The 25,758-nt window shown below is 53.6% G+C and carries 29 protein-coding genes; 11 read left to right on the top strand and 18 right to left on the bottom strand.

Going from position 1 to position 25,758, the window contains the following annotated elements:
* The first annotated feature begins 88 nt into the window (after positions 1–88).
* A complete protein-coding gene (gene pepT / locus IB226_RS06965) occupies positions 89–1,318 on the top strand; it encodes a peptidase T (RefSeq protein ID WP_101760812.1) in 1,230 nt (409 codons plus the stop codon).
* Positions 1,319–1,553: 235 nt separating this feature from the next.
* Here the strand turns inward: pepT and IB226_RS06960 are convergent, their stop codons facing one another.
* The 8 genes from IB226_RS06960 to rluE all read right to left on the bottom strand — a co-directional run bounded on the left by IB226_RS06960 (position 1,554) and on the right by rluE (position 9,388).
* On the bottom strand, positions 1,554–2,675 hold the full coding sequence (locus IB226_RS06960) for a cupin domain-containing protein (protein WP_008103010.1): 1,122 nt from the start codon (positions 2,673–2,675) through the stop codon (positions 1,554–1,556).
* 57 nt (positions 2,676–2,732) lie between these two features.
* Complete coding sequence (gene phoQ, locus IB226_RS06955) at positions 2,733–4,193, bottom strand: two-component system sensor histidine kinase PhoQ (protein WP_101760810.1); 1,461 nt, start codon at positions 4,191–4,193, stop codon at positions 2,733–2,735.
* Between the two features lie 3 nt (positions 4,194–4,196).
* Entirely contained in the window at positions 4,197–4,865 is a 669-nt protein-coding gene (gene phoP / locus IB226_RS06950) for a two-component system response regulator PhoP (RefSeq protein WP_101760808.1), read from the bottom strand.
* Positions 4,866–4,967: 102 nt separating this feature from the next.
* Positions 4,968–6,338, bottom strand: a complete 1,371-nt coding sequence (purB, locus tag IB226_RS06945; protein WP_192234260.1) for an adenylosuccinate lyase — start codon at positions 6,336–6,338, stop codon at positions 4,968–4,970.
* Positions 6,339–6,382: 44 nt separating this feature from the next.
* Positions 6,383–7,024 (bottom strand): high frequency lysogenization protein HflD, encoded by a 642-nt coding sequence (gene hflD, locus IB226_RS06940; RefSeq protein WP_101760806.1) that lies wholly within the window; start codon positions 7,022–7,024, stop codon positions 6,383–6,385.
* Positions 7,025–7,060: 36 nt separating this feature from the next.
* The gene (gene mnmA / locus IB226_RS06935) at positions 7,061–8,173 is read right to left on the bottom strand and encodes a tRNA 2-thiouridine(34) synthase MnmA (RefSeq protein WP_110865945.1); all 1,113 of its coding nucleotides are present in this window, start codon (positions 8,171–8,173) and stop codon (positions 7,061–7,063) included.
* Positions 8,174–8,215: 42 nt separating this feature from the next.
* The gene (locus IB226_RS06930; RefSeq protein WP_101760804.1) at positions 8,216–8,689 is read right to left on the bottom strand and encodes an NUDIX domain-containing protein; all 474 of its coding nucleotides are present in this window, start codon (positions 8,687–8,689) and stop codon (positions 8,216–8,218) included.
* A 30-nt stretch (positions 8,690–8,719) separates the two neighbouring features.
* Positions 8,720–9,388 carry a 23S rRNA pseudouridine(2457) synthase RluE gene (gene rluE, locus IB226_RS06925; RefSeq protein ID WP_370579231.1) on the bottom strand — a complete coding sequence of 223 codons (669 nt, stop codon included), beginning with the start codon at positions 9,386–9,388 and terminating at the stop codon, positions 8,720–8,722.
* 101 nt (positions 9,389–9,489) lie between these two features.
* Between rluE and icd the strand changes: the two genes are divergently transcribed.
* Entirely contained in the window at positions 9,490–10,740 is a 1,251-nt protein-coding gene (icd, locus tag IB226_RS06920) for an NADP-dependent isocitrate dehydrogenase (RefSeq protein WP_064740914.1), read from the top strand.
* Positions 10,741–10,816: 76 nt separating this feature from the next.
* On the opposite strand, the gene IB226_RS06915 is transcribed toward icd, so the two are convergent.
* The 4 genes from IB226_RS06915 to IB226_RS06900 all read right to left on the bottom strand — a co-directional run bounded on the left by IB226_RS06915 (position 10,817) and on the right by IB226_RS06900 (position 14,924).
* Positions 10,817–12,229 (bottom strand): glucosyltransferase domain-containing protein, encoded by a 1,413-nt coding sequence (locus IB226_RS06915; protein ID WP_192234256.1) that lies wholly within the window; start codon positions 12,227–12,229, stop codon positions 10,817–10,819.
* Entirely contained in the window at positions 12,210–13,136 is a 927-nt protein-coding gene (locus IB226_RS06910) for a glycosyltransferase family 2 protein (protein WP_192234254.1), read from the bottom strand. The genes IB226_RS06915 and IB226_RS06910 overlap by 20 nt, the downstream gene beginning before the upstream one ends.
* Positions 13,133–13,492, bottom strand: coding sequence for a GtrA family protein (locus tag IB226_RS06905; RefSeq protein WP_192234252.1), 360 nt, complete (start codon positions 13,490–13,492; stop codon positions 13,133–13,135). Before IB226_RS06905 ends, IB226_RS06910 begins: the two co-directional genes overlap by 4 nt.
* A 175-nt stretch (positions 13,493–13,667) precedes the next feature.
* Complete coding sequence (locus tag IB226_RS06900) at positions 13,668–14,924, bottom strand: mechanosensitive ion channel family protein (protein WP_137385581.1); 1,257 nt, start codon at positions 14,922–14,924, stop codon at positions 13,668–13,670.
* A 204-nt stretch (positions 14,925–15,128) separates the two neighbouring features.
* Between IB226_RS06900 and IB226_RS06895 the strand changes: the two genes are divergently transcribed.
* Together IB226_RS06895 and IB226_RS06890 are read left to right on the top strand one after the other, a co-directional pair.
* The gene (locus tag IB226_RS06895; RefSeq protein WP_007891509.1) at positions 15,129–15,326 is read left to right on the top strand and encodes a DUF6404 family protein; all 198 of its coding nucleotides are present in this window, start codon (positions 15,129–15,131) and stop codon (positions 15,324–15,326) included.
* Positions 15,327–15,427: 101 nt separating this feature from the next.
* Positions 15,428–15,622, top strand: a complete 195-nt coding sequence (locus IB226_RS06890) for a hypothetical protein (RefSeq protein WP_192234250.1) — start codon at positions 15,428–15,430, stop codon at positions 15,620–15,622.
* Between the two features lie 31 nt (positions 15,623–15,653).
* On the opposite strand, the gene IB226_RS06885 is transcribed toward IB226_RS06890, so the two are convergent.
* The 3 genes from IB226_RS06885 to IB226_RS06875 all read right to left on the bottom strand — a co-directional run bounded on the left by IB226_RS06885 (position 15,654) and on the right by IB226_RS06875 (position 16,995).
* Complete coding sequence (locus IB226_RS06885) at positions 15,654–15,902, bottom strand: DUF883 family protein (protein WP_101760797.1); 249 nt, start codon at positions 15,900–15,902, stop codon at positions 15,654–15,656.
* Between the two features lie 150 nt (positions 15,903–16,052).
* On the bottom strand, positions 16,053–16,604 hold the full coding sequence (locus IB226_RS06880; protein ID WP_192234531.1) for a hypothetical protein: 552 nt from the start codon (positions 16,602–16,604) through the stop codon (positions 16,053–16,055).
* Between the two features lie 61 nt (positions 16,605–16,665).
* Positions 16,666–16,995: a hypothetical protein gene (locus tag IB226_RS06875; RefSeq protein ID WP_101761034.1), complete on the bottom strand. Its 330-nt coding sequence runs from the start codon at positions 16,993–16,995 to the stop codon at positions 16,666–16,668.
* A gap of 199 nt (positions 16,996–17,194) precedes the next feature.
* Between IB226_RS06875 and IB226_RS06870 the strand changes: the two genes are divergently transcribed.
* Both IB226_RS06870 and IB226_RS06865 read left to right on the top strand, forming a co-directional pair.
* The gene (locus IB226_RS06870; protein WP_008108187.1) at positions 17,195–17,374 is read left to right on the top strand and encodes a hypothetical protein; all 180 of its coding nucleotides are present in this window, start codon (positions 17,195–17,197) and stop codon (positions 17,372–17,374) included.
* Positions 17,375–17,503: 129 nt separating this feature from the next.
* A complete protein-coding gene (locus IB226_RS06865) occupies positions 17,504–17,887 on the top strand; it encodes a hypothetical protein (protein ID WP_192234248.1) in 384 nt (127 codons plus the stop codon).
* Position 17,888: 1 nt separating this feature from the next.
* On the opposite strand, the gene IB226_RS06860 is transcribed toward IB226_RS06865, so the two are convergent.
* Positions 17,889–18,563: an MBL fold metallo-hydrolase gene (locus IB226_RS06860; RefSeq protein WP_101760794.1), complete on the bottom strand. Its 675-nt coding sequence runs from the start codon at positions 18,561–18,563 to the stop codon at positions 17,889–17,891.
* 23 nt (positions 18,564–18,586) lie between these two features.
* Positions 18,587–19,510: a muramoyltetrapeptide carboxypeptidase gene (gene ldcA / locus IB226_RS06855; RefSeq protein WP_192234246.1), complete on the bottom strand. Its 924-nt coding sequence runs from the start codon at positions 19,508–19,510 to the stop codon at positions 18,587–18,589.
* A 163-nt stretch (positions 19,511–19,673) separates the two neighbouring features.
* On the opposite strand from ldcA, the gene emtA reads away from it, so the two are divergent.
* Complete coding sequence (gene emtA, locus IB226_RS06850) at positions 19,674–20,303, top strand: membrane-bound lytic murein transglycosylase EmtA (RefSeq protein WP_101760791.1); 630 nt, start codon at positions 19,674–19,676, stop codon at positions 20,301–20,303.
* Positions 20,304–20,355: 52 nt separating this feature from the next.
* Here emtA and IB226_RS06845 read toward each other — a convergent pair whose 3' ends face one another.
* On the bottom strand, positions 20,356–21,300 hold the full coding sequence (locus IB226_RS06845) for a sugar-binding transcriptional regulator (protein WP_137385584.1): 945 nt from the start codon (positions 21,298–21,300) through the stop codon (positions 20,356–20,358).
* Between the two features lie 183 nt (positions 21,301–21,483).
* On the opposite strand from IB226_RS06845, the gene IB226_RS06840 reads away from it, so the two are divergent.
* The 4 genes from IB226_RS06840 to IB226_RS06825 are packed head-to-tail and all read left to right on the top strand — an operon-like array spanning position 21,484 to position 25,672.
* Positions 21,484–22,425 (top strand): D-ribose ABC transporter substrate-binding protein, encoded by a 942-nt coding sequence (locus IB226_RS06840; protein WP_110865953.1) that lies wholly within the window; start codon positions 21,484–21,486, stop codon positions 22,423–22,425.
* Between the two features lie 13 nt (positions 22,426–22,438).
* The gene (locus tag IB226_RS06835) at positions 22,439–23,050 is read left to right on the top strand and encodes a DUF2291 family protein (protein ID WP_192234244.1); all 612 of its coding nucleotides are present in this window, start codon (positions 22,439–22,441) and stop codon (positions 23,048–23,050) included.
* Entirely contained in the window at positions 23,050–24,564 is a 1,515-nt protein-coding gene (locus IB226_RS06830; protein WP_192234242.1) for a sugar ABC transporter ATP-binding protein, read from the top strand. The genes IB226_RS06835 and IB226_RS06830 overlap by 1 nt, the downstream gene beginning before the upstream one ends.
* 1 nt (position 24,565) lies before the next feature.
* Positions 24,566–25,672 carry an ABC transporter permease gene (locus IB226_RS06825; RefSeq protein WP_101760787.1) on the top strand — a complete coding sequence of 369 codons (1,107 nt, stop codon included), beginning with the start codon at positions 24,566–24,568 and terminating at the stop codon, positions 25,670–25,672.
* The last annotated feature ends 86 nt before the right edge of the window (positions 25,673–25,758 follow it).

Genomic DNA, 25,758 nt, shown 5'->3' with positions numbered 1-25,758 from the left:
AGAGCTAACCTGAAGGATAATGATTTGACGCAACATGGTGCCATTTGGCCACCATGATAATGACGCAGGTTCTTTAGAGGGATGACAGATGGATCAATTACTTGAGCGTTTTCTCAGTTATGTTGCAGTAGAAACTCAGTCAAAACCTCAGGCACGACAGGTGCCAAGCAGCGAAGGGCAGTGGACGCTGGCGCGTCAATTACAGGAAGAACTTATCGCGCTGGGCTTTGTTGATGTCTCTCTGAGCGATCACTGCTGTGTGATGGGCACCTTACCGGCTAACGTTGATTGGGCCACGCCGGTGATCGGCTTTATTTCGCATATGGACACCTCGCCGGATTTTACCGCCAAAAACGTCAATCCGCAGATTATTGAAAACTATCGCGGTGGCGATATCGCGCTCGGTAACGGTGATGAAATTCTGTCACCGGTGATGTTCCCGGTTCTGCATAAGCTGATCGGTCATACGCTGATCACCACCGATGGCAAAACGCTGCTCGGTGCGGATGATAAAGCCGGTATCGCCGAGATCATGACCGCGATGGCGCGTCTGGCAAAAGGGGATACGCCACACGGTGCGATTCGCGTGGCCTTTACACCCGATGAAGAGATTGGTCGCGGCGCGTCGCACTTCGACGTCGAAGGCTTTGCCGCCGATTGGGCGTATACCGTTGATGGCAGCGATCTCGGCGAGTTCGAGTTCGAGAACTTCAATGCCGCTACCGCGATGGTTAAAATCACTGGCAACAACGTGCATCCGGGCAGCGCTAAAAATGTGATGGTCAATGCGCTGGATCTGGCGATGCGCTTCCACGCGGAACTGCCAGCCAAAGAGAAGCCGCAGTATACCGACGGCTATGAAGGCTTCTTCCATCTGCACACCATCAAAGGCACGGTTGAGCACGCCGAGCTGATGTATCTGATCCGCGATTTTGATGCCGACAGCTATGAACAGCGTAAACAGCTGCTGGAAGAGATTGGTCAGCGCGTCAGCAAAGGGCTGCAAAGCGAATGTTCGGTGAAAGTGGAGATCAGCGACAGCTATCGCAACATGCGCGAGAAAGTCGAACCGCATCCGCACATTATTGAGCTGGCGCTGCAGGCGATGCGCGATTGCGGCATCGAACCGAACGTCAAACCGATTCGCGGCGGCACCGACGGCTCTGCGCTGTCGTGGAAAGGATTGCCATGCCCGAACCTGTTCACCGGCGGCTACAACTATCACGGCAAGCACGAGTTCGCCTCACTCAATGTGATGGCGCAGTCGGTGGATGTGATTGTGCGTTTGGCTGAGCTGGCGGGGCAGAAGAAGGGGTGATGGTGATTGCATAGTGCGGGTTGTCCCCCATCCCGGCCTTCCCCCATAAATGGGGGAAGGAGACGCTGCCACATGCAACTCCCTACTCACATATTGCAGCATCTTCCTCCCCCATTTATGGGGGAGGACCGAGGAGGGGGACAGCCAGCACCCACCGAGCACCCACCGAGGAGGGGGACAGCGAGCACCTACCGAGCACCCACCGAGTTTTAGAAACCCCGAGACAGACTGAAACTTACTCGCCGAAGAACCAATACCCGCTATTCACCAACGCCGCCAGCTGCGCCAGCAGTGAAGGGTCATCCAGCGCATCGCCGAAATCTTCCAGCGTCAGCACGTGATTGTGCGCCAATGCTGCCAGCACATGCGGATGGCTGCTGGTGATCGATTCACCGTTCACAAACACCACATCGCCAATGGTCAATACGCGCAGGCCGCCGAGCCGCGTCAGCGCATCGCCTTGCTGCAATGCATCGTAGATTTCGTCCGGTTGATACGGCGGCTCTGGCGGTGCGACGTCCAGCTCATGACGCGACTGAGAAATAAACTCGCCAAACCACTGATTAAACTGCTCCGGCTGGTTAATCACATCCATCATGACTTTGCGGATGCCTTCCAGTTCTGACGGCAGAATTTGCGATGGGCATTCACGCGATGGCACATCGGGATCGCTGTAGCGGTAGCTGCCCAATTCGTTGGCCAGCATGTGATCGGCAAAACCGCTGATCAGCTCGCGACCGTTCGGTGCGCGGAAGCCGACCGAATAGTTGATGGCGTTTTCCAGCGAATAGCCTTCGTGCGGGAATCCTGGCGGAATATAGAGAATATCGCCGGGCTCCATCTCTTCATCGATGATGGCGTCGAAAGGCTCAACCTGCAGCAGGTCCGGATGCGGGCAGTGCTGTTTCAACGGCACTTTTTCACCCACGCGCCAGCGACGGCGGCCAGTGCCCTGAATGATAAACACATCGTACTGATCGAAATGCGGACCGACGCCGCCGCCCGGCACGGCAAACGAGATCATCAGGTCGTCAACACGCCAGTCGGGCAGAAAACGGAACGGGCGCATCAGCGCAGCAGAAGGTTCATGCCAATGGTTGACCGCCTGCACCAGCAGCGACCAGTTGCTCTCACCGAGATGATCGTAGCTTTCAAACGGGCCGTGGCTGACTTGCCATTTGCCCTCGTTATGGCTGACAAGGCGGCTATCGACCTCATTTTCCATCGCCAGACCGGCCAGCTCGTCAGGAGAAATAGGATCGACGAAGTTTTTAAATCCACGTTTAAGCACCACCGGGCGTTTCTGCCAGTAGCGCTGAATAAAGTCGGGCCAGTTGATATCGAGCTGATAGTCCATATGAGGAGTCCGTTTGCTGCAAAGAATGATGGCAAGTATAACAGCCCGCGTCCCTTTCTACTCGCGGTGATGCTCGACTTCCTGGCGCTGGAAAATCACTTCCATGCGCGCGCCGCCGAGCGGGCTGGTGGTGGCGATCACCTGACCGGCGTACTGTTCGAGGATGTCGCGCACCACGGCTAAACCTAATCCCTGGCCGGGACGCAAAGTGTCGGCACGTTGACCGCGCACGAAGATCAGATCGCGTTTGCTCTCCGGGATGCCGGGGCCGTCATCATCAATAAACAGATGCAAAGTGTTGTCGGTTTGTCGTGCGGTGACTTCAATAAATTCGAGGCAATATTTGCAGGCGTTATCCAGCACGTTGCCAAGCACTTCCATAAAGTCATTCTTATCGCCGATAAAGGTCAGCTCCGGCGAGATATCCAACGTGATCGCTACGCCCTTGCGTTGATAGACTTTATTCAGTGCCGAGCACAGGCTATCGAGCAGCGCCGAAACCGAATGCAAATCGCGCTGCAGAGGATTGTGATCGGCCTGCATGCTGGCGCGATGCAGGTAATAACCAATCTGCTGCGAGATGCGGCTGATCTGCTCCAGCATCACCGGTTCGGCCTGTTCAATGGTTAACTCTTTACCATTGCGTAACGATCGCAGCGTACTTTGCAGCACTGCCAGCGGGGTTTTCAGGCTATGGGTGACATCCGACAAGGTGGTGCGATAGCGCGTGTAGCGTTGACGTTCGTTGGTCAGCAGCAGGTTAAGATTGCGCACCAGACTGCGTAACTCTTGCGGCGGATTGTCATCAAGATTCTCGCGCTGACCGGTTTCCAGCTCGCGCACCTGCGAAGTGAGATCGCCAATCGGCCGCAAACTCCAGTGCGCCGCCAGCCACAGCAGCGGGATCACCAGCAGCAGATTGGCCGCCAGCACATAGCTAAACCACGACCACACCACATCGGAATGCTGCAACTCTTGCGGAATTGAGTCGACCACCACAATGGTCAGCGCCGGTAAGTTGGTGGTGGCATCGTAGCGATTGACCGCGACCGAGTGGGTGAAGGTGTCACTGCTGTCGCTATCCAGCGCGTGCAGCCGCTCTTTCGCCTGCGGGTTGTTGCCCATCGCCGCCATGCTGGTGCGGTTGCTGGTATCGATTTCGTAGAAATCGGGCTTGAGCAGCCATTCACGATGAATCTTTTTGCGGATTTCGGGCACATCGCGCTGCTGCCACAGCAGTTTGCCGCGTTCATCGTAGATAAAGACCAGCGTGGGGAAATTGAGCGTCATGCGCTCCGGCTGGCCGATGGTGAGCTGATTGTCGTGCCACTGCGCCAGCGTGAAGAACAGATTGCTCTCGCCGCGCATCACGCGATAGGTATTTTTATCGAAACTGACGACATAGCCAACCACCGCGACCATGCCGTAGGAGAGTGACAAAAACAACACGATCGCCGCGGTCGCCAGCAGAAAACGAGCGCGGAGAGAGAAGGGGCGTAAACGCCGGAACCACGTCATAAATCAGAGATCAAAGCGATAGCCCTGGCCGCGTACGGTGTTGATCACTTCGGTTGGATAGAGTGAGAGAATTTTTTTACGCAGACGGCCCATCAACACGTCGATGGTGTGGCTTTCACGCAGTTCGGCATCCGGATAGAGCTGCAGCATCAGCGAATCTTTGCTCACCACTTTACCCGCGTTGCGAATCAGGGTTTCGACGATGGTGTATTCGAAAGCGGTCAATTTTACCGGTTCATCTTGCACCGTCAGTTCGCGGCGAGAGAGATCGACCTGGAACGGCGGCATAGAGATAATTTGCGACGCGTGTCCGCTGTTGCGACGCATCAACGCCTGCAAGCGTGCAGCCACTTCTTCAATGTGGAACGGCTTGGTGACATAGTCGTCGGCACCCGCTTCCAGCGCTTCCACCTTGGCCTGCCAGCCTTCGCGCGCGGTTAAGACCAGAATCGGTTGACGTACCGCATCGGTGCGCCAGCGGCGAATCAGCGACATGCCATCTTCATCGGGCAAACCGAGATCGACCAGCGCGATGTCGGGGACATGTTCTTGCAGGAAATAATCCGCTTCTTTGGCATCTTCTGCGGCGTCGACCTGATGGCCCATTTCACGCAATTGCACGGCGAGGTGATGGCGTAGCAGCGCATTATCTTCTACAACCAGAACACGCATAGTATTTCCTTAGCTTCGAACGTAGTGATGATGAGGAGAGTATACGCAAAGCCAGCTAAACCAGAGAACAACCAGGCGCGCGAAACGCGCCTGGCCACCGCATTACTTCAAATCATCAACCATCTGAATCGCACGGCCGAGGTAGTTGGCTGGCGTCATCTGCTTCAGACGCACTTTTTCCTCTTCCGGCAGTTCGAGGCTATCGATAAAGGTTTGCATACCGGCAGCATCAACGCGTTTACCGCGCGTCAGCTCTTTCAGCTTCTCGTACGGTTTTTCGATACCGTAACGACGCATCACGGTTTGGATCGGCTCAGCCAGTACTTCCCAGTTGTGATCCAGCTCGTCCAGCAGACGATCGCGGTTCACTTCCAGTTTAGAGATGCCTTTCAGCGTGGCTTGATAAGCGATCAGCGCATAACCGATGCCCACGCCAAGGTTACGCAGCACGGTGGAGTCGGTCAGGTCGCGCTGCCAGCGTGACACCGGCAGTTTGCTGGCCAGATGCTGCATCATGGCGTTAGCCAGGCCGAGGTTGCCTTCGGAGTTTTCGAAGTCAATCGGGTTCACTTTGTGCGGCATGGTGGACGAACCGATTTCACCGGCGATGGTTTTCTGCTTGAAGTGATTGAGCGCCACGTAGCCCCAGATATCACGATCAAAGTCGATCAGAATGGTGTTGAAGCGCGCGATGCAATCAAACAGTTCAGCGATGTAATCGTGCGGCTCAATCTGCGTGGTATACGGGTTCCAGGTGAGACCTAAGGAGGTAACAAACTGCTCGCTCAGCTGGTGCCAATCCACTTCCGGGTAGGCGGAGATGTGGGCGTTATAGTTACCGACCGCACCGTTGATTTTACCCAGCACGTCAATTTTGCTCAGCTGACGCAACTGGCGCTCGAGACGGTATGCCACGTTCGCCATCTCTTTACCCATGGTTGACGGCGTTGCCGGCTGGCCATGGGTGCGCGACAGCAGCGGAATGTCACGGTATTCGTGTGCCAGACCTTTAACAGCATTGATCAGTTGGTTCCAGAACGGCACGATCACATCACGACGAGCGGTTTCCAGCATCAGCGCATGCGACAGGTTGTTGATATCTTCGGAGGTACAGGCGAAGTGGATGAATTCAGACACCGCATGCAGCGCGGGTACATCGACCACTTTCTCTTTCAGGAAATACTCCACGGCTTTAACGTCGTGGTTGGTGGTGCGCTCGATGGTTTTGATGCGTGCCGCGTCTTCTTCGCTGAAATTGGCGACAATGGCATCAAGGAAAGCGTTTGCGTCGGCATCAAATGCAGGAACTTCCTTGATCTCGACAGTCGTGGCCAATTTTTGTAACCAGCGAACCTCAACCTCAACGCGGAATTTCAGCAAACCGAACTCGCTGAAAATGGCGCGCAGTGGGCTGACTTTATCGCCGTAACGACCATCGACAGGTGAAACGGCGGTCAGAGAGGATAATTCCATCAGTGCAACTCCTGAATCGTTTAACAATTATGCCGGGGCGGCGCTTAATACGCCGGGCCCAGGCGGGATAAAATGGTTTTAGCTTCGCTCAGCAAGCGCTGGCGCGAGAACATCAGCTGCAGACGGCCACCGCCAACCTGCTGCCATAACACCGCAGAGCGAATACCGGCCAGCAGGGCGGCGCGCACTTTACTCTGCACTTGTGAATTCTGTAGCACCTGCGGTGAACCGGTCACCTGAATGCGCGGGCCCAGCGGGCTAATCACATCCACATAAATGCCGGCCATTGCGCTGATGATGGTGTCCGATTCCAGCTCGTAATGCGCCAGCTGGCGGTCAAGCTGGCCGATGCGTTGTGCCAGCGTGTTCATCGCGGTTTTGTTGCCATGCAGCTTACGCTCCAGCACCATCATGCTTAAGGTATAACGGGTCAGTTCAGCGCTGGCACCCTGACGATTGCTGCTGTTGAGCACCGCCATCAAGGTCTCTAATCCAACCTTTAAATTGGCTTCGTCGTTGCCAAACACTGCCAGCGTCGAACCGGGATTGAGATCGATCAGGCTGCGCAGCGACACATTCAGTGCCGCGTTATTGCAATTTCCCTGCTGCGCGAGCTGTTGCACCACATGGGCGGCCTGGCATACGCCCGCCAGCGCCAGCGTAATCTCATAATAGTTCTTAGCCACGCTTAACTCCTGTCATCGCGTCGGGCAGCGCCGACCTTAGGCTTCTGCCAGAGGCAGGCGTTGTTCGATAATGCCGCCGCCGAGGCACACTTCACCGAGATAGAACACGGCGGATTGGCCTGGCGTGACGGCCGCAACCGGCTCGTCAAAACGGACTTCAATACGGTCATCGCCGTGCGGAATAATTTCACACGGAATGTCGGTCTGGCGATAGCGGGTTTTCACCGTGCAGCGCAGCGGCGCGGTCATTGGCTGGCGATCAACCCAGTGCAGCTGTTGGGCAATCAACCCCACGGACATCAGGCGCGGATGCTCGCCGCCTTGCGCCACGATCAGGCGATTGCGCGCCACATCTTTGTCGACCACATACCAGGGATCGTCGTTGCTCTCTTTACGGCCGCCGATGCCCAGACCTTTACGCTGGCCGAGCGTGTGGTACATCAAGCCCTGATGTTCACCGACGATTTCGCCGTCAACGGTTTCGATTTCGCCCGGCTGCGCAGGCAGATAACGACCAAGGAAGTCGCGGAACTTGCGCTCACCGATAAAGCAAATGCCGGTGGAATCTTTCTTCTTCGCGGTGATCAGATCCAGCTGCTCAGCGATGCGGCGCACTTCCGGCTTATCCAGTTCGCCAACCGGGAACAGGCTTTGCGCGATCTGCTGGTGGCTGAGCGTGTAGAGGAAATAGCTCTGATCTTTGTTGCCATCGAGGCCGCGCAGCAAGCGGCTTTGACCATCTACATCCTGACGGCGCACGTAGTGGCCGGTGGCGATGAAGTCTGCGCCGAGATCATCCGCCGCGAATTCGAGGAAGGCTTTGAACTTGATCTCTTTGTTGCACAGGATGTCAGGATTCGGCGTGCGGCCGGCTTTGTACTCTTCCAGGAAGTGCTCGAACACGTTATCCCAGTACTCAGCGGCGAAGTTGATTTTGTGCAGTTTGATGCCGAGTTTGTCACACACGGCTTGTGCGTCAGCCAGATCATCGGCGGCGGTGCAATACTCCTCGCCATCGTCTTCCTCCCAGTTCTTCATGAACAGGCCTTCAACCTGGTAGCCCTGCTGCTGCAGTAACCAGGCGGAAACGGAAGAATCGACGCCGCCGGACATTCCGACGATCACTTTTTTCTGGCTGTTGTCAGACATGACGCACTCTTAAATTACGATAAAAACAGGCGGCGCATTCTATCATGCAGAAGCGGGGCGCGCACCCTCATGAAACGGCCACTGGAACGGCGCGACCAGATGCAGCGGATAACGCTCGCCTTGTTGCCACAGTCGCACGCTCTCTGCCACTAACGGCGAACGCAGGCGATTGGCCGTCAGAATCTGCTCTGGCGGCAGCCACCAGCAGCAGTCGATGTCGCGATCGTGCGGCGAGGTATCGACTTTTTCGGCCAGATCGAGGCCAAACAGGAAACGCACAAAAGGTGTATCGTCCGGCGCAATCCACTGCTGCACGCCGAGGAAATATTCAGGTTTGGCTTCAATGCCGGTCTCTTCAAACAGTTCACGCTGGGCGGCTTCGAGAAGAGTTTCATTGGCCTCAAGATGCCCGGCGGGCTGGTTCCAGGTAATACGACCGTGCACGCGCTCTTCAACCACCAGCAAATGTCCCTGTGCCTGCACAATACAGGCCACCGTTACATGAGGTTTAAACATCCTTCCTCCGAAATTGTTAACTAAAAGTTATTAAATGGCTGCACTGATATCGCGCCATTCACCCGGGGGCAAATCGCCTAACTGATGTTCGCCCATCGCAAAGCGAATCAGGCGCAATGTCGGAAAGCCTATGTGTGCCGTCATGCGGCGCACCTGGCGATTTCGTCCCTCAAACAAGGTGATTTTCAGCCAGCTGGTGGGAATCGCTTTGCGTTCACGAATCGGCGGCTGGCGCGGCCATAGCCACTCTGGCTCGCTCACTAACTCAATCCCTGCCGGCAAAGTGGGGCCATCGTTCAGCGTCACGCCGCTGCGTAACAGGGATAAATCTGATTCCTGCGGCGCACCTTCCACCTGCACAAAATAGACCTTTCCGGTGCGCTTGCCGGGCTGCGTCAGCGCGGCCTGCAGCGCGCCATCGTTGGTCAAAATCATCAATCCTTCGCTGTCGCGATCGAGTCTGCCAGCGGCGTAGACGTCGCTCACCGGCACAAAATCCTTCAGCGTGCGGCGTCCGGCTTCGTCACTGAATTGCGGCAAAACATCGAATGGTTTGTTAAAGAGTATGACGCGTCTTGGACCTTTCGGACGGGTATCGCGGCGCACGGGCTTACGTGCCGGGGCGCTTGCGCGCATATCCTGGTGAATTCGTTGAGAAGTTTTTCGCATGGGCTTTGCAGTCGGAAACATTCGGCGCATTATAGCGCGAAACTACGGTGATTGGCGTAGCGGAAATAATCAAGTAGTATTGACCCGCATCTTACAAATCATTAACAAAAAATCGCTCGAAGGAGAGGTTGATGGAAAGCAAAGTAGTTGTTCCGGCGGAAGGTCAAAAAATCACCCTGGATCAGGGAAAACTGAATGTTCCGAATAACCCGATTATTCCTTACATTGAAGGTGACGGTATCGGCGTTGATGTTTCCCCGGTAATGTTGAAAGTGGTTGATGCCGCTGTGAAGAAAGCCTACAACGGCGAGCGAAAAATTTCCTGGATGGAAATTTATACCGGCGAAAAATCAGTAGAACTCTACGGCCAGGACGTCTGGCTGCCGCAGGAAACCCTCGATTTAATCAAAGAATATCGCGTTGCCATCAAAGGCCCGCTGACTACTCCAGTTGGTGGCGGTATTCGTTCTCTGAACGTTGCGCTGCGTCAGGAGCTGGATCTGTACGTTTGTCTGCGTCCGGTTCGCTACTACAAAGGCACGCCAAGCCCGGTTAAGCGTCCAGAAGAGACCGACATGGTGATCTTCCGTGAAAACTCAGAAGATATCTATGCCGGTATCGAGTGGAAAGCGGGCACGCCAGAAGCGGATAAAGTGATCAAGTTCCTGCGCGAAGAGATGGGCGTGAAGAAAATTCGCTTCCCTGAGCAGTGTGGTATCGGCGTTAAGCCATGCTCGGAAGAGGGCACTAAACGTCTGGTGCGCGCAGCGGTTGAATACACCATCACCAACGACCGTGATTCTCTGACCCTGGTTCACAAAGGCAACATCATGAAGTTCACCGAAGGTTCTTTCAAAGACTGGGGTTACCAGTTAGTGAAAGAAGAGTTCGGCGGCGAGCTGATCGATGGCGGCCCGTGGATGAAGTTCAAGAACCCGAACACCGGTAAAGAGATCATCGTTAAAGACGTGATCGCCGACGCCTTCCTGCAGCAGATCCTGCTGCGTCCGGCGGAATACGACGTGATCGCCTGTATGAACCTGAACGGTGACTACATCTCTGATGCCCTGGCGGCACAGGTTGGCGGTATCGGTATTGCACCAGGCGCCAACATCGGTGACGAATGTGCCCTGTTCGAAGCGACACACGGTACAGCACCGAAGTATGCAGGTCAGGATAAAGTGAACCCAGGTTCAGTGATCCTGTCAGCTGAAATGATGCTGCGTCATCTGGAGTGGTTCGAAGCGGCTGACTTAATCGTTAAAGGTGTTGAAGGCGCAATCGCTAACAAAACCGTGACCTACGACTTCGAACGTCTGATGGAAGGCGCTAAACTGCTGAAATGTTCAGAGTTTGGTGACGCGATCATCAGCAACATGTAATTTGCCACTCAGGCAGAAAGCATAACGGGAGCCAATGGCTCCCTTTTTTTGTCTAAAGTTCGCGGATAATCTCGGTTTATTGCCTTGCCAGCACCGACTGAGCATCGATAATCATGCATTTTCCTGTGCAGCTCTCATTGCCGGTGATCACTGGCGATTTGGTTAGAGTGTAATTCATACCCGCTTCTTTTTTTACGGTGAATGCCATACCGGCAAACGTCCACGACATGCCTAAAGATAAAGAACCAAACTCATCATATTTCGATGATTTTGCAATTTTTGGCAAATTCTCACTATTTAAGCGGTAGTAAAGGGCGCCATCGAAATCTTTTGCGACCATTTTAGTTATTTCGGCTTTTAAAAGTGCATACTCTTTTTGCTGAGGTGAAGAAAAACCCTCTTTAATATTGCTGGCTGCAAGCCATCCGGCAGCGAGAGGTAGCAATAGATAAAGGAATCGTGAGTATTTTGTCTTATCGATCACCACGAATAGCCCGATAAGGAAGCAAGACGTGGTAATCAGCGAGAGCGCACTGATTGTTCGGTAAGCCGCCCAACTCTCTGTCACCAATAAGTTTGGTGTCACTGCTGCAACAGCGAACAGTAAAGATAAAATCACTTTCTCCTTGCCGTTCCCGCTAATTTTTTTCAGCCCAATAAAGATGAATAACAGAGAGATGATAACTGATAGTGCTTTTCTACCAGTGTCAAAATTACAGATGGCATTTTTTAATGGCTCTACAAAGAACCATTTTATTTTTCCCAAGAGATCAATGGTAATGTTACTTCTTGAAAGTGTCTCGCCGAATAACAGGAGCGGAATGACTTTGGCTAATATTAATGCCATCAGCATGCCAAAGAAAATCATTAACAATGTACGAATGAGTTCTTTTTTAGCGACTTTACGTGGAGTCAGGCAAGTGTCCATAAACGCAAAAAAAAGAAAACACATGGCCGTGGGCTGGTAAATAGCGAAAGAGAGCGTAATCAGCAAGGCTGACACCGTTATTCCCTTAATACCACGCAATCGGGTTAATGCTGAGTAACTCCATCCAGCAAGAAGAATAGACGTTACAAAAGGAAAACATACTGACCAGGCGTTGAATACCTGGAAAGAGGGCAGTAAGCAGGTCACTAAAGAGAATATAACTCTCTGCAGTGGATTTTTAAGGATATCTCTCTCAGAGATAAATTTGTAAAAGTAACAGCTTAGTAATATGAGAGAGGCAACGGATAGCACTCTTATCAGTATCAATGAGTCCAGGCTGGATATCAGGAAAGAGAAACCATAGCGCAAAGCACCATAGGCCGGCCTTCCAGAAAGGACGTCCCACTTGAAAATGCTGGCAGGATCAGTTTGGGCGCTGAACAGATAGTACCAATCATCCGAAAAGGCATAGCTTGAAAGAAAGACAGGGCTATAGCAAACCAATAATGCCGCAGCTAAAAAAAGATAAACTTTAAAGTTATTACAAGCTATGTTTGTCATCTGCTTCCTTTTTAATATATCGAGGTCTATGCTTGGTTTCAATATATATCCTGCCAATATATTCACCTAGCACACCTATTCCAATTAATTGAATCCCACCCAAAAACAGTATTGATACCAGTAGTGATGGATAACCTGCTACCGGGTTACCCCATATTATTTTATCAATGATCATCCACGCGCCATAAACGAACGACAGGAATGCGACAAAAAAACCAATATAGGTCCACACTCTGAGCGGAAAGGTTGAGAAACTGGTCAGCCCTTCAAGCGCTAAATTCCAAAGTCGCCATCCGTTAAACTTTGCCTCTCCCGCAACGCGCGCTGAACGGCTGTATTCCACGATGGCAGCATCACCCTCCACCCAACTCAGGATGCCTTTCATAAATAGATTGCGTTCCTGCAATTGCTTTATGTTTTCGACAGTCGCGCGCGAAAGTAAACGAAAGTCCCCAACATTTTCTTCTAGCTTTGGTGAGCTGATCTTATTATGCAGTTTATAAAACCATGCAGCAGTTTTACGCTTAAAATGACTATCGCTACTGCGGTCATTGCGTTTTGCCAGCACAATCGGCCATCCCTCTTGCCATTTGCTTATGAGCAAGGGAATCACTTCGATGGGATCCTGAAGATCAACGTCAACCGGAATGACTGCATCACCGGTAGCATGTTCAAGTCCGGCAAGCAGCGCGGTTTCTTTACCAAAGTTACGAATAAAGTTAATGACTATTACAGATTCGTCATCATCCCGCAGCGACTTAATAATCTGCTCGGTTTTATCAGTACTGCCATCATTAATGAAGACAATTTCGAGAGGGTAAGAAGAGAGTTTTTCTTTGACGGTACGATAGAATATCGGTATTGCGTCTTCTTCATTGAAGACGGGAACGACCAGAGAAATTTTCACTTTTTCACCTTAAAAACAATAAAGTTTGAATAGATGAAGCCGAATACCAGGCTTATTATAGAAAATGATATAAGCGTAATAATCGGATTAATATGCGTATGATCGGCGAAACTGCCGATGCCTGCGGCCATTATGCCCATAAAGGCAACGAAGATGACATAGCGAAAAGTTGTCGCTTCGGCTTTAAACGTCCAGCGTGCATTGGCAAAAAATGAAAATGTTACCGCGACAATGAAAGCCAACAGATTAGCCAGCCATTGGCGGGTATTAAGACAATACAGGGCTGCAAACACCATCCAATGAATCAGGGTGTTAATGATGCCAACTGATAAAAAACGTGAGAATAATTTCAACATAGTGAAATATTAGCCATGGCGACATCATTATTTGCAAAATAGATGAGAATTTTACATGGAGGGGTACGATAAATAAAGTTGAAAAATCAGCGTCTTCACCGGTATGTCATAAGCGCAGGCTATTCGCTCATCATCAGAAAAAAACGGAAGCTAATCGCTTCCGTTTTTTAATGCATTAATCGACTTGCTGCTCATTGGTTTTGGCGATTTGGGCACGTTCCTGCGACAGCCGCCAGAAATCGCTGCCGCCCGGTTGCTGATACATCCGCAGCGAGAAGTGACCGACAATTGCATAGATATACTCAAAAATGGCCGACTGAGAATCCTCGTAATCTACCCACAACACTGACGAGGTGAAGCAATAAACTTCCACCGGCAAGCCCTCGGGCGAAGGCTTCATGGCGCGTACCACGATATACATATCCTTTTTGATATCGTCGCGCTGCGACAGCCACGCCGTCAGGTATTTACGAAACACCGTCAGATTGGTTATGCCGTTTTCTGCAAACCAGCGTTCGCCCACCGCATTGCTATCGCGGCCATCCATCAGTGCTGAAAGTTGCTCACTGACGCCGCGGATTTGGCTCATCTGCTGCACCATCTCGTGATCGAGAAAGCGTATCGACATCTGATCAAGATGGAAACTGCGCATAATGCGGCGCGCGCCGGAGGAGAACATCGCCTGCCAGTTGGTGTAGGTTTCGGTGAGGAAGTTTTTGGTGGGGATACGCGACAGCGTATTGTCCCAGTTGCGAATGGTGATGGTATGCAGCGCGATATCGATCACTTCGCCGCTGATGCCGTTATCCGGCATCTCAATCCAGTCGCCGAGTTGCAGCACATCGTTCGATGACACCTGAATATTGGCCACCAGCGACATCAGCGTATGCTGGAACACCAACATCAATACCGCCGCTACGGCACCCAAACTGGAGATAATAATCACCGGCGATTTATTCGACATAATCGCCAGAATCATAATCGCCGAAATAATGTGCACCAGAATCTTGCCGACCTGGATATAACCCTTGATCGAGTGATTTTTGCGCTTGGCTTTTTTCGAATAGGAGTTATTAACGATCTCCAGCACTTCGGTAAAGAACAGCGATAAATAGACGAAGAACAGAATGCCGCAGATGGTCTTAATTGCGATCAACAGATGCTCGGGTAAATCTGGCATAAACTGCAGCAGATAATAGACCGTGATCACCGGGATAAAGTTAGAGAGCTTCTCCGACAGCCTGACGTCCTTATCCAGCGGCACCTGATTTTTGTGCGTGCTGAAGAACACCTTTCTGACCACCTTAACGATAAAGAATTTACAGATCAGATGGGCGATCATGCCGGCAAACATCAATAATACCAGGCTGAAAGCGGCCGACAGCACCGTGTTACCCTCAATAAAACTTTGTATCTTGCTTAAATAATTCATTTCAACCACATGCCGGACAGTGTTGGCGAGAATTCAAACATAATCGCGCCGATGGCGATATGCGACGCGTGCGCATTAGTCTACACCATCGTGGGTTTACATTCCCTTTCGCAGAACTTTGAAACAGTTAACATTTACGTGCTGATGGCAGTGTGCATTAAAGACTAAACCGTTATCTTCAGCGCTTACGATTCAGGAGGTGGTATGCAAGGTGTAATCAAGTTCGTTAAGGGCTGGCTGCTGTTTTCGCTGTTGTGGGGCATCTTTATGTGGTTTGTTTCGTGGCAGGCGCAGGGCAAAGAGATCGGCATGGTGATCGTGATGAGCTTGTATGCGGGATTAATTTACCAGGCGCTGATGACCATGGTTGCGCGATACAAAGCACGGCGCGCACAGGTGTAGTTGTACACAACTGACTACAGAGCTTTGCGGCAAATTGACGCTCATTTTCATTTACTCGGGCAATCTGAGCCGACATATCTCAGCTTGCTGGAAACAGAACGATGGGAAAGAAAGTTGTCGCTGCGTGGTTTTTTCTGCTGCTGTCTGTGGTCGCTTGCGCACAGCCTTCAAGCTTAATAACGTTAACCCTGCAGCACGATCGTCATTTGAAGATTGAAAACAGCACCGCAGATGTGGCTGAAACGCCGGATGAACATATCAAAGAAGGAATATATGAAGTGGGTCAGCGCCATTAAAATCGGGGCCTTGAGGCCCCGTTTTAACGGATTACTTACGTCCGAGCAGAAAACCGACAATCACACCAATGCTGGCTGCAACTGCCAGGCCGGTCGCGGGGTTATCGCGTACCGATTTCACCACACAATCCGCTGCATCCTGAACCGCATAGCTGGCCTGAGCCGGATAACGGCGCGCCGCGCCTTTGGCTTCATGACGGCGTGAACCGGTGAATTGACCAAATTTTTCCTGGACGGCACCCGCCGCTTCATTCAATTTTGCTTCCGCTTTGTCGCTCATAATGACTCCCTGATCGTGGTGAATGTCCTGTAAAGCGTAGTCAGAGAAACTGCATGCAGCAAATGACGCAGCGGTAAAGGTTGTAACAGCAGTTTGCAGTACGCAAAAATTCTGCGCATGCCAGCGGAGTGGGAAAGCGAAAACCTGAAGTTAGCGCTGACCGCGATAAGCCGGATACCAGCTCACCAGAAAGTGACGCAGGTGGTCAAAACACCATTCGGCATCGTCGGCCTGCTGGCAGTAATAGCGTAAGGTCACTTTTTCGTAGCGCATGTGGCGCTGCTGCAGCGGAGACCAGCTCCAATCAAGCACGGCACGCGCGTAGTTGATTAGCGTGCCACTCTGCATGTTGTGCTGCTTCTCCTGACGGCTGAGGTAGATTTCAAACGCCTGATCGAGGCTTTGCGTCTCTTCCGTATTGAAGCCTGCCACCGTCGGACGAAATGCCACATCGATAAATCCGCACACGCCATCGTCACGTTGCTGCCAGTCGCAGGCCAGCGTCATAAATAAGCCATCCTGCAGATTCACTTCTTCCAGCAGGCGCCGCATATTTTCGGAGTGTTTACCGGCGGTGATCTCATCAATACGATCGGTTTCCAGCGTGAGGTCAAATCCACAGGGGTTCACCGAGCCATCCGCGTTGGTGCTGGCCGGAAAGGGGAAATCGATATAGCCGTTGTTATCCAGACTCTCTTCCATCATGCAGGTCCGCCGCGTGCGATGGGCAGACAATAAACCATCTCACGCTGCGACGCACGGCTTATGGGCACGTCCAGGTAATCATGGTGTTCTGATAAGGATTGATCAGGCGGAACTGTTTATCAGACAGGCGTTGCGCGTAAAAGCCCTCCGCGGTGATGGCCGATGGCACGTACTGAAAGCGATCGGTGGAGTGCAGCGTACCGCTTTGCACCTTCACGCCATCGCGCGATACGGCGAAGGCGCTCACCAAATCAAAGATCCGCGCCTGCGTGTTGCCCATCGATTGTCCATAAATCGTCGACACTTCGCCCGGACAGTCGACACCTTTCGGTGCGGAACTGCAGCCAGCTAACATTAAAAGGGTGAGTACAACCGTGATTCGCCACATGAGCACCTGCTTCATTCCCTGGTTTGCCATGGCACGCCTATGCGTACTGATAAGTGGATCATAGCAGGTCTGACGCTGCTTCCCATTTGTCATTTGTATAATCGTTAAGCGGAAGGAATGTAAAGGGGTGACTTTACTAGCAGAGAAACGGTATTCTTGCCAGCGTTGCGCACCAGGTAAGCAAAACAAGGGTAAATTAATGAAAGAAGAAGAAGCGAGTTTAATGATTCTTCAGCACGCGATCGACAAATTAGAAGCCGACAAAAAGAAGCAGGTAATGAACTGCGTAGCGGCCATTCAGGAAGTGATGCAGCGTTTTGAAGCCGAAGAAGCCGGACTGGCATTGATGTTGGTCGCGGCGCAAGTGGCCGCTGAATAGTGCCTGCTCCCGCAGAATCTCATTGCGCTTGATGTACCAGGCTTTGCTGTTGTTGGATGAAGTTTATGGAATGCAGCAGCAAGGCCAATCACGCCACGAAATCATCATTTAACCTCAGCGGAGAACCCAATGAAGGCACTAGTCATGGCCGTTGGCGTGCTGGCATGTCAGATAGCGCCCGCCTGGAGCGAAACCGAATACCAAATCACCTGTCCCGGCCGTCCGACTATGACGGTATCGCGTGCCGAGTATGGTTTGAGTACGTTAATGTGGCCAACGCGCCACTTCCAGATTGCTGCCGGGCAGCAGCGCACCAGCCTGAAAGAGGGTGACAAAGTTGCCATCACCCGTTTTCGTAATGGCGATCAGTTAATCGTGAACAAAAAGAACGATGAAACTTTCTTCGTCTACGCCAACAGCAACAAGTTGTTGCCCTGCAGCCGCACCGATAAGCGCGATGCGCAGATTCTGTCGCTGGAACGCTACGACGACAGCGCGCGTCCAAACTCGTGAGTTAATAACCCGGTTTGATGAGTTGCCGCTGGCGCAAATCCAGCGGCGACTGTTCCGCCTCATCAATGGCTGCCAGCCAGCTCTGCAAATTCACCTTAGCCCACGAAAGATGTCCGCGCGTGGTGCTCATCAGCACGACATCCGGGCGTAACGAGCGATACAACTCCAGCGACTGCTGCAGTTCGGTGGGATTGCTTTCAGGCATCAGCACGCTGATCCAGCGGTTGTAATCGCGGGTCAGCGTATCGCCGACAAACAGATAAGTGTGGCCGAGCGGCGAGTGGTAGAGATAGCTGCTGCTGCCGGGCGTGTGTCCGGGCGTCGGCAGCAGGTGAAAATCGCCGAAGTGCGTCTCTTGCTGTGTAAAGGTTTCGTCGGGCTCAATCACCAAACTGACCGGCCCGAGCGAACGACTGTGGCAATAGAGCGCGCTATTAAAGCGCTGCTGAATGGCGATCGCCCCCGGCGCGGCTTCGTGCCAGTGAGTCAAATAGTGGCGAATGACGCCGCCGGCATCGTTAAGGAACTCATGATCGAGCGGATGCTCCACGCGGCCAATCAATAAATTGCCGCGTGGGTGGCACAGCATAAAGCCATGCATCATTAAGTCACTCGCCGTCTCTTCGGCGGGGAATTCTGGCGTGGAGATCCACAAATCGTCGTACAGTGGCTTCATTGTCGGTCTCCTGCGGCAACACGTTAGCGCAATGTCGGGTGGCCGGTGAAGGCGAACTGTGCTTCTCCATTCTCAATCTGCAACGTGGCGCTAGCGCCCAGCGGCAGCGTCACGGTATCGGCATCGTGTCCAAAAGCCAGATCGCTAATCACGGGAATCTGAAACTCGTCACGAATGCGCTGCCACACGGTGGCAAAATCAAAACCGTTGTCATACGCCGACAGCGATGTGCTGGTAAAGCTGCCGGTAATAATCGCTTGCTGGCGCGACAAAATGCCACTCTGCTGCAGCTGAATCAGCATGCGCTCGATACGGAACGGATGTTCGTTCACATCTTCGATCACCAGAATGCCGCCTTCAATTTGCGGCATCCACGGCGTACCAATCAGCGAGCAAATCATCGCTAAATTGCCGCCCCATAAAGTGCCTTGCCAGCGGCCGTGATCCGGGCTGGTGCTGCGCCAGCTTAGATTGACTGTAGGTGATGTCAGCGTTTGCCAAAAGTGCGATTCGGTAAAATCAGATAATGCCTCGGCGCCGAAGTTACCGGCCAACATCGGCCCGCTAAAGGTAATCAGCCCGATTTGTGCCAGTAACGCCAGTTGTAGCGCGGTGAAATCGCTATGGCCGCACAGCGCCACCGTTTGATTGAGCAATCGACGTTGCAGGCCAACGTAATCGATCTTATCCAGCAAACGTGAAGCGCCGTAGCCGCCACGCACCGCCAACACGATATCGGGCAGCGCCTCCAGCGTGGCCAGCGCATTGATATCATTCAGCCGCTGCGCATCATCGCCGGCAAAGCGTTGAAAGCGGCGGGTGATCGCCGATAGATTGTCAAGATGATGGCCAGCAGCCTGTAAACGACTCACCGCGCGCTGGGCGGCGTCCTGATTGTGGCAATAACCGGAAGGGGCGATGAGACGTAGCGTGCGGGGAGTAACCATAACTTCCATCCTGCTGTAGAGTGGCCTGCTGATGATGACGAAATGCGTTATCGAAGTCACGGTAGCATAAGGTTTTTTACCGATTTAGGATAAACGGTAATTTTGCATCGCGCTGCGCCAGGTATGATAGCTTGCGCCAACCCTATTGCGGAACCAAAAATCAGTGAAAATTCGCCTACTTATGCTTTCTGCACTGCTGCTTGCTGGCTGTTCCAGCGAGCCGGAAAAACCGGCACTGCCCGAGAAGAATACGCCGTTAACTCAGGCTCCGCCGTCGAAAGTGAATGATGCATGGTCAATGTTTACCGAAGATGCCGCCAGTCATTATGGCGTTGATGAGAAGTTAATCAGCGCCATTATTAGTGTCGAATCCGGAGGCAATCCCACCGTGGTGAGCCGTTCCAATGCGGTTGGTCTGATGCAAATTAAGGCCTCGACCGCGGGCCGCGAAGTCTATCGCACCCAGGGCCGTCATGGTCAGCCATCCTCGTCCGAGCTGCGCGATCCGGCGAAGAACATCGATATTGGCGCGGCTTACCTGAAAATTCTGCAGGATTCCGCCTTAGCCGGAATTCGCGATCCGCTGACGCTGCGTTACGCCACCATTGTCTCCTACGCCAACGGTGCCGGTGCCTTGCTGCGTACTTTCTCGCGTGACCGCGAGCGTGCTATTGCGATGATCAATTCCATGACGCCGGACGAGTTTTACCAGCACGTACAGAATAAGCATCCGGCGGCGCAGGCCCCGCGTTATTTATGGAAAGTCACCACCGCCTACCGCACCATCGGTTGATGCTGTACACCTATCTGTTGCGGCGCGATTTATGACGCAATGAATTGCGCCGCTACACCAACAATCGCGCCGTCGGATAATCCACAATCAACACCTGCACATAACCGCCGCGCAACGCCCCGCGAATCGCCTGCGCTTTCTCTTTGCCGCCCGCTAACGCCACCACTTGCGGACAGCGTTTTACCTGTGCCAACTCCATGCCAATTACCGGATCTTCCTCTGCGCTCAGCACCGGTTGACCGTCGGCATCGAAATAGTGCAGGCAGATATCGCCCACCGCGCCGCGTTCAGCCAGCGTTTGCAGCATCTCACCGTCGTAATAGTTGCCGGAATTGCGCAGCAGGGCGGACGGCTCGAGATCGCCGATGCCGACAATCGCCAGGTCCACCTGATCAAACTTTTCCAGTACCACCGCGACATCGGGATTAACCGACAAACGCTGGCGATCCTTTACTGAGTGTTCGATTGATTGCGACGGCAGCAGCCACGCCGGACAACCCAGCAGCGCCGCGAGATTCTGCGTCAGAATCGTGGCCTGCACATTGCCGTTAGCGCCCACGCCGCCCAGCAGCTGAATGACGCCTTGGCACGGCGCGCTGAGCGGATGCAGCGCATCGACCATGGCGCGAATGGTGCCGCTCCAGGAGGAAATGCCAATCAGCTCATCGGCACGCACCCGCGTTTCCAGATAGTGCGCGGCGGCGGAACCGATCGCCTGTTTGATCTGCAATGCAGAAGCCTGATCCGGCACATCCACCACAATCACCTGCGGCAGTTGATACAGCTGCTCAATGGCTTTTTCCAGCTCAGGGAACACATTGGCCGGCGGCACCACGCTGATCTTCACCACACCTTCTTTCACGCTGCGATTAAGGATGCGCGACACAAAAGATTGCGACAGCTTCAACAGCTGCGCAATGTCGGACTGCTTCCTGCCTTCCACATAATAAAGCGTGGCGATTTTCACCATCAGCCGCTGTTCATCCTGTTTTGCCATGGTTTTTTCTCTCTCTTAACCTGCCTGGTATTGTTAATCAGCCTGTCATAAATAACAACGCAGAACATTTTGTGATCGTTTTCGCTTTTTGAGGATCGGGCAATGGACGTGCTCAAGAAGCCAGCGCATAGTCATTATGCATATAAAATCGCAATTGAATATATATTCAATCGGAGATAACAAATGAAAGCCTCTGTCCTCAAAGTCTCTCTACTTGCTTCAATCATGATGATCTCGGCGGCGTCGCTGGCGGCGGATAAGGGGTTGCTGGCTATTATTACGCCATCACATGACAACCCGTTCTTTAAGGCCGAAGCCGACGGCGCGCAGGAGAAAGCCAAAGCCCTCGGTTACACCACGCTGGTGGCCTCACACGATGATGACGTGAATAAGCAAAATCAGCTGATTGAAACCGCCATCGCGCGCAAAGCCAAAGCCATCATCCTAGATAACGCCGGTGCGGATGCCACCGTTGGCCCGGTGCAAAAAGCCAAAGATGCCGGCATTCCTACCTTCCTGATTGACCGCGAAATCAATAAAACCGGCATCGCCGTGGCGCAAATCGTCTCCAACAACTATCAGGGCGCACAGCTCGGCGCCGAGAAGTTCGCCAAACTGCTGAACGGCAAAGGGGATTATGTCGAGCTGCTGGGCAAAGAGTCAGATACCAATGCGGGTGTACGTTCGCAGGGATATCACGATGTGCTGGATGATTATCCCGATCTGAAGATGGTGGCGCAGCAGAGTGCCAACTGGAGCCAGACTGAAGCCTTCAGCCGCATGGAAACCATCCTGCAGAAGAACCCGAATATCGTTGGCGTGATCTCCGGTAACGACACCATGGCGCTCGGCGCGGAAGCGGCGCTGAAAGCGGCGGGCAAAACCAATGTGATCGTGGTCGGCTTCGACGGCAGCGATTACACCCGCGACTCCATCCTCAATAAAGGCAACATCAAAGCGACGGTGCTGCAGCCGGGCTGGGATCAGGCGCAGATGGCCGTCGAGCAGGTGGATTACTACCTGAAAAACGGCAAAGCGCAGAAAGAAGAGAAACAGCTGATGGATTGCGTGCTGATTGACGACAGCAATGCCGCGAAGCTGAAAACCTTCAAGCTGGCGCAATAAGATGGAGGTCGGCATGAAGGGGAAAGCGCTGAGCGGCACGCTGGTGGCGCTGCTGACGCTGATGTTAGCCGCCTGCACCGTGGTGGATCTCGATGCCAACGGCAAACCCATCATGCCGAAAGATCCTAACGCTAAACCGGGCTACAGCGATCAAAAGCCGCAGCAGATTGCGGAGTCAAGCTGGGCCAGCCGCGTGCAGCAGCCAGCTGAGAAGCAGGCGCTGAGCTGGGCGGATATGGAAACCAAAAGCCACACCGTCAAAGCGGGCGGCAGCGAAAGCGTGTTTGTGCGCGCTGCGGGCATGGTAACGGCGTTTGATAACAGCAACGAGCGGGAACGCAGTCTCACCATGACCATCAACGGCAAGCCGGTGAAAGTGTTGATTGGTCCGGTGCTGCGCGGCAACGCGATTCGCGATGCAGCCGGTTTCCGCTTTGAAGAGTTTACTAATCAGGTGCAGTACGCGCAGCTCACCAAAGCACTCAATCGCCACGCGGTGAAACAGCTGCCCGCAGTGGATGCCAGCTGGGTGGGCAAACCGGCGCAGGCGCTGCTGGCCGTCAGCATGGGCGCGGGCACAGTGGATGAGGTGGTTGCGGTGCAGCTGCAGCAGGGGAATCCATAATGAGCGACGAGATCATTCTGCAAGCTAATCAGATGTCGATGCTATTCCCTGGCACCTTAGCGCTGGATCGCGTGGATTACCGCGTGTGGCGCGGCAAAGTCAACGTCATCATCGGCGAAAACGGCGCGGGAAAATCGACGCTGATGAAGATTCTCGCCGGCGTGCAGCAACCGACCAGCGGTGAGATGTTCCTGAACGGTAACAAAGTGGCGTTTCACAGCACGCGAGACGCCGCGCGCCACGGTATCGGCATGGTGCATCAGGAGCTCAACCTGTTTGAGAACCTCAGCGTAGCGGAGAACATTTTCCTTGGCCGGGAAATCCAAAGCGGCATTCGGCCCATCAATGAAGCCGAGCAGAAACGCCGCACCGCCGCGCTGATGCAGCGCCTCGATCAGCCAATTTCACCGGATGAGAAGGTCGGCAGCCTGAAGGTTGGCCAGCAGCAACTGGTGGAGATCGCTAAAGCGCTGGCGGAGGACGCTGACATTCTGATCCTCGACGAACCGACCTCGGCGCTGAGCAAAACTGAAGTGGAGATCCTGTTTCGGGTGATCCGCGAACTGACGCGTCAGGGCGTCTCCATCATCTATATCTCGCATCGGCTCGAGGAGCTGATGGCGATTGGTGATGTGATCACCATTCTGCGCGACGGGCGTTTTCAGGCCGAAGCGCAGGTCAGCGATATCGACGTGCCGTGGATCGTGCGCGAAATGCTGGGCAGTGAACCGGTCGGCACTTTCCTGCCGCCGGATCGCCAGTTCGGTGCGCCGGTGCTGGAAGCCGAACACATCACCTGCGTCAGCCCGAACGGCAACACGCTGGTGGATGATGTCAGTTTTCAGGTGCGTTCCGGAGAGATCGTCGGCATTTACGGGTTGATGGGCGCGGGGCGCACCGAACTGTTTGAGTGTTTGCTTGGCACGCAGCGTAACTATCTCGGCAAGCTGTGGCTCGACAGCAAACCGCTGCCGACGCGTCTGCCGACCGCTGAACGCATTCGTATGGGCATGAGTCTGGTGCCGGAGGATCGCAAACGCTCGGGCATTTTTCCCATCTCATCGGTGGCGAGTAATCTCACCATCGCCAGCCTGTGGCGGCGTCTGTCGCATCGCACCGTGATTTCAAAGCAGGCGGAACGCGAAGTGGTGACCAGCACCGTCGGCAATCTGGCAATCAAAATCTCCTCGCCGGATGTCGCCATTAGCGCACTGAGCGGCGGCAATCAGCAAAAGGTGGTGATTGGCCGATCGCTGCTGACCAATCCGCGCTTACTGCTGCTGGATGAACCGAGCCGTGGTATCGACGTCGGTGCCAAAGGCGAAGTGTTCCGCATGATGGTGAAGCTGTCGGAGCAGGGCATTGCGGTGGTGTTCTCCACCTCGGATTTGAAAGAGATCATGGCCGTAGCCGATCGCATCATTGTGATGTCCGGCGGCAAATTGACTGCTGACCTGCCGCGCGCTGAAGCGGAAGAGGCGGCGCTGGTTAAAGCAAGCGCACAAGGGTTCTGATATGAAAAACAATGGCGCGCTCGCGCTCGCATCGCCTGTCAAAGCATTCAACTCTCGCGAAAGCCTGATTTTGCTGCTGCTCAAACTGCGCACCTTTATTGCGCTGTTTCTGATTGTCGGCTTCTTCGCTATCACGGTGCCCGATTTCCTCGCGGTGGGCAGCATGGTGATCATGGTGAAACACATCGCCATTAACGCCTTCCTCGCGCTCGGCATCACTTTTGTCATTATCACGGCGGGCATCGATCTCTCTATCGGCGCCACGCTCGGCCTGTGCGGCATGATCGCCGGCTGGCTGATTACCAAAGGCATTGTGTTGCCGATGTTTGGCATCGCTATCTTCCCCAGCGTATGGCTAATCGTGCCGATTGTATTGCTGATTGGCGGGCTGATTGGCGCGGTCAATGGCTGGATCATTACCCGCTATAACGTGGCTCCGTTCATCTGCACGCTCGGCACCATGTACATCCTGCGCGGCACGGCGATGCTCACCTCGGGCGGCGAAACCTTCCCCGGTTTGCAGGGCAATGAAATGCTGGGGAATACCGGATTCGACAAGATTGGCGCTGGCTATTTCCTTGGTTTGCCGTGGGCCATCTGGATGATGGTGCTGCTGGCGCTGGTGATTGCCTACGTGGCGCGCCGCCTGCCGTTTGGCCGTCAGGTTTACGCGATTGGCGATAACGAACGCGCCGCTGAACTCTCGGGCGTGAAAGTGAAGTCGGTGAAAATCTGGGTCTATGCCATCTCCGGTTTTTGCGCGGCAATTGCTGGCATCGTGGTCTCGTCGCAGCTGGTGGCCAGCCATCCGGCGAACGGAACCTCCTTTGAAATGAACGCGATTGCCGCAGTGGTGCTGGGCGGTACCTCGCTGGCGGGTGGACGCGGCACCATTCTTGGCACGCTGATTGGTGCCTTTGTGATCGGCTTCCTCGCCGACGGTTTGATCATGATGGGTGTGAGCGAGTTCTGGCAAATGGTGATCAAAGGCATCGTGATTATCGTGGCGGTGATCATCGACCAAATGCAGAGCCGCATGCAGCAGAAAGCGGCGGTGGTGGCGCAGAAAGCGCTGATTGAGGAGGGCGGTAGCCCGGCAAAAAGTTAATCGGTTGGGTGCAGGCGCTGATTGTCTGCACCTTTTTTTCTTCATCACGAATAAATATTCATCCATGCTTTAAAATTCAGAGGTGT

The organism is Pantoea sp. PNT03, from assembly GCF_014852515.1.
GTDB classification, from domain to species: Bacteria; Pseudomonadota; Gammaproteobacteria; order Enterobacterales; family Enterobacteriaceae; genus Pantoea; species Pantoea leporis.
Note: the sequence above shows the minus strand (reverse complement) of the source record. Positions and strands in the feature narration are given on the sequence as shown.

Bases quoted from the DNA above. Each gene is read 5' to 3' on its own strand.
- IB226_RS06840 (WP_110865953.1), top strand. From the start codon at position 21,484: ATGAAAGCCTCTGTCCTCAAAGTCTCTCTACTTGCTTCAATCATGATG.
- IB226_RS06880 (WP_192234531.1), bottom strand. From the start codon at position 16,604: ATGGAAGAGAGTCTGGATAACAACGGCTATATCGATTTCCCCTTTCCG.
- IB226_RS06930 (WP_101760804.1), bottom strand. From the start codon at position 8,689: ATGTTTAAACCTCATGTAACGGTGGCCTGTATTGTGCAGGCACAGGGA.
- IB226_RS06885 (WP_101760797.1), bottom strand. From the start codon at position 15,902: ATGAGCGACAAAGCGGAAGCAAAATTGAATGAAGCGGCGGGTGCCGTC.
- ldcA (WP_192234246.1), bottom strand. From the start codon at position 19,510: ATGGTTACTCCCCGCACGCTACGTCTCATCGCCCCTTCCGGTTATTGC.
- IB226_RS06875 (WP_101761034.1), bottom strand. From the start codon at position 16,995: ATGTGGCGAATCACGGTTGTACTCACCCTTTTAATGTTAGCTGGCTGC.
- pepT (WP_101760812.1), top strand. From the start codon at position 89: ATGGATCAATTACTTGAGCGTTTTCTCAGTTATGTTGCAGTAGAAACT.
- IB226_RS06870 (WP_008108187.1), top strand. From the start codon at position 17,195: ATGAAAGAAGAAGAAGCGAGTTTAATGATTCTTCAGCACGCGATCGAC.
- mnmA (WP_110865945.1), bottom strand. From the start codon at position 8,173: ATGTCTGACAACAGCCAGAAAAAAGTGATCGTCGGAATGTCCGGCGGC.
- IB226_RS06830 (WP_192234242.1), top strand. From the start codon at position 23,050: ATGAGCGACGAGATCATTCTGCAAGCTAATCAGATGTCGATGCTATTC.
- IB226_RS06905 (WP_192234252.1), bottom strand. From the start codon at position 13,492: ATGTTGAAATTATTCTCACGTTTTTTATCAGTTGGCATCATTAACACC.
- IB226_RS06960 (WP_008103010.1), bottom strand. From the start codon at position 2,675: ATGGACTATCAGCTCGATATCAACTGGCCCGACTTTATTCAGCGCTAC.
- IB226_RS06835 (WP_192234244.1), top strand. From the start codon at position 22,439: ATGAAGGGGAAAGCGCTGAGCGGCACGCTGGTGGCGCTGCTGACGCTG.
- IB226_RS06825 (WP_101760787.1), top strand. From the start codon at position 24,566: ATGAAAAACAATGGCGCGCTCGCGCTCGCATCGCCTGTCAAAGCATTC.
- rluE (WP_370579231.1), bottom strand. From the start codon at position 9,388: ATGCGCCGAATGTTTCCGACTGCAAAGCCCATGCGAAAAACTTCTCAA.
- phoQ (WP_101760810.1), bottom strand. From the start codon at position 4,193: ATGACGTGGTTCCGGCGTTTACGCCCCTTCTCTCTCCGCGCTCGTTTT.
- IB226_RS06900 (WP_137385581.1), bottom strand. From the start codon at position 14,924: ATGAATTATTTAAGCAAGATACAAAGTTTTATTGAGGGTAACACGGTG.
- IB226_RS06865 (WP_192234248.1), top strand. From the start codon at position 17,504: ATGAAGGCACTAGTCATGGCCGTTGGCGTGCTGGCATGTCAGATAGCG.
- phoP (WP_101760808.1), bottom strand. From the start codon at position 4,865: ATGCGTGTTCTGGTTGTAGAAGATAATGCGCTGCTACGCCATCACCTC.
- IB226_RS06890 (WP_192234250.1), top strand. From the start codon at position 15,428: ATGGGAAAGAAAGTTGTCGCTGCGTGGTTTTTTCTGCTGCTGTCTGTG.
- IB226_RS06860 (WP_101760794.1), bottom strand. From the start codon at position 18,563: ATGAAGCCACTGTACGACGATTTGTGGATCTCCACGCCAGAATTCCCC.
- IB226_RS06895 (WP_007891509.1), top strand. From the start codon at position 15,129: ATGCAAGGTGTAATCAAGTTCGTTAAGGGCTGGCTGCTGTTTTCGCTG.
- icd (WP_064740914.1), top strand. From the start codon at position 9,490: ATGGAAAGCAAAGTAGTTGTTCCGGCGGAAGGTCAAAAAATCACCCTG.
- purB (WP_192234260.1), bottom strand. From the start codon at position 6,338: ATGGAATTATCCTCTCTGACCGCCGTTTCACCTGTCGATGGTCGTTAC.
- IB226_RS06845 (WP_137385584.1), bottom strand. From the start codon at position 21,300: ATGGCAAAACAGGATGAACAGCGGCTGATGGTGAAAATCGCCACGCTT.
- IB226_RS06915 (WP_192234256.1), bottom strand. From the start codon at position 12,229: ATGACAAACATAGCTTGTAATAACTTTAAAGTTTATCTTTTTTTAGCT.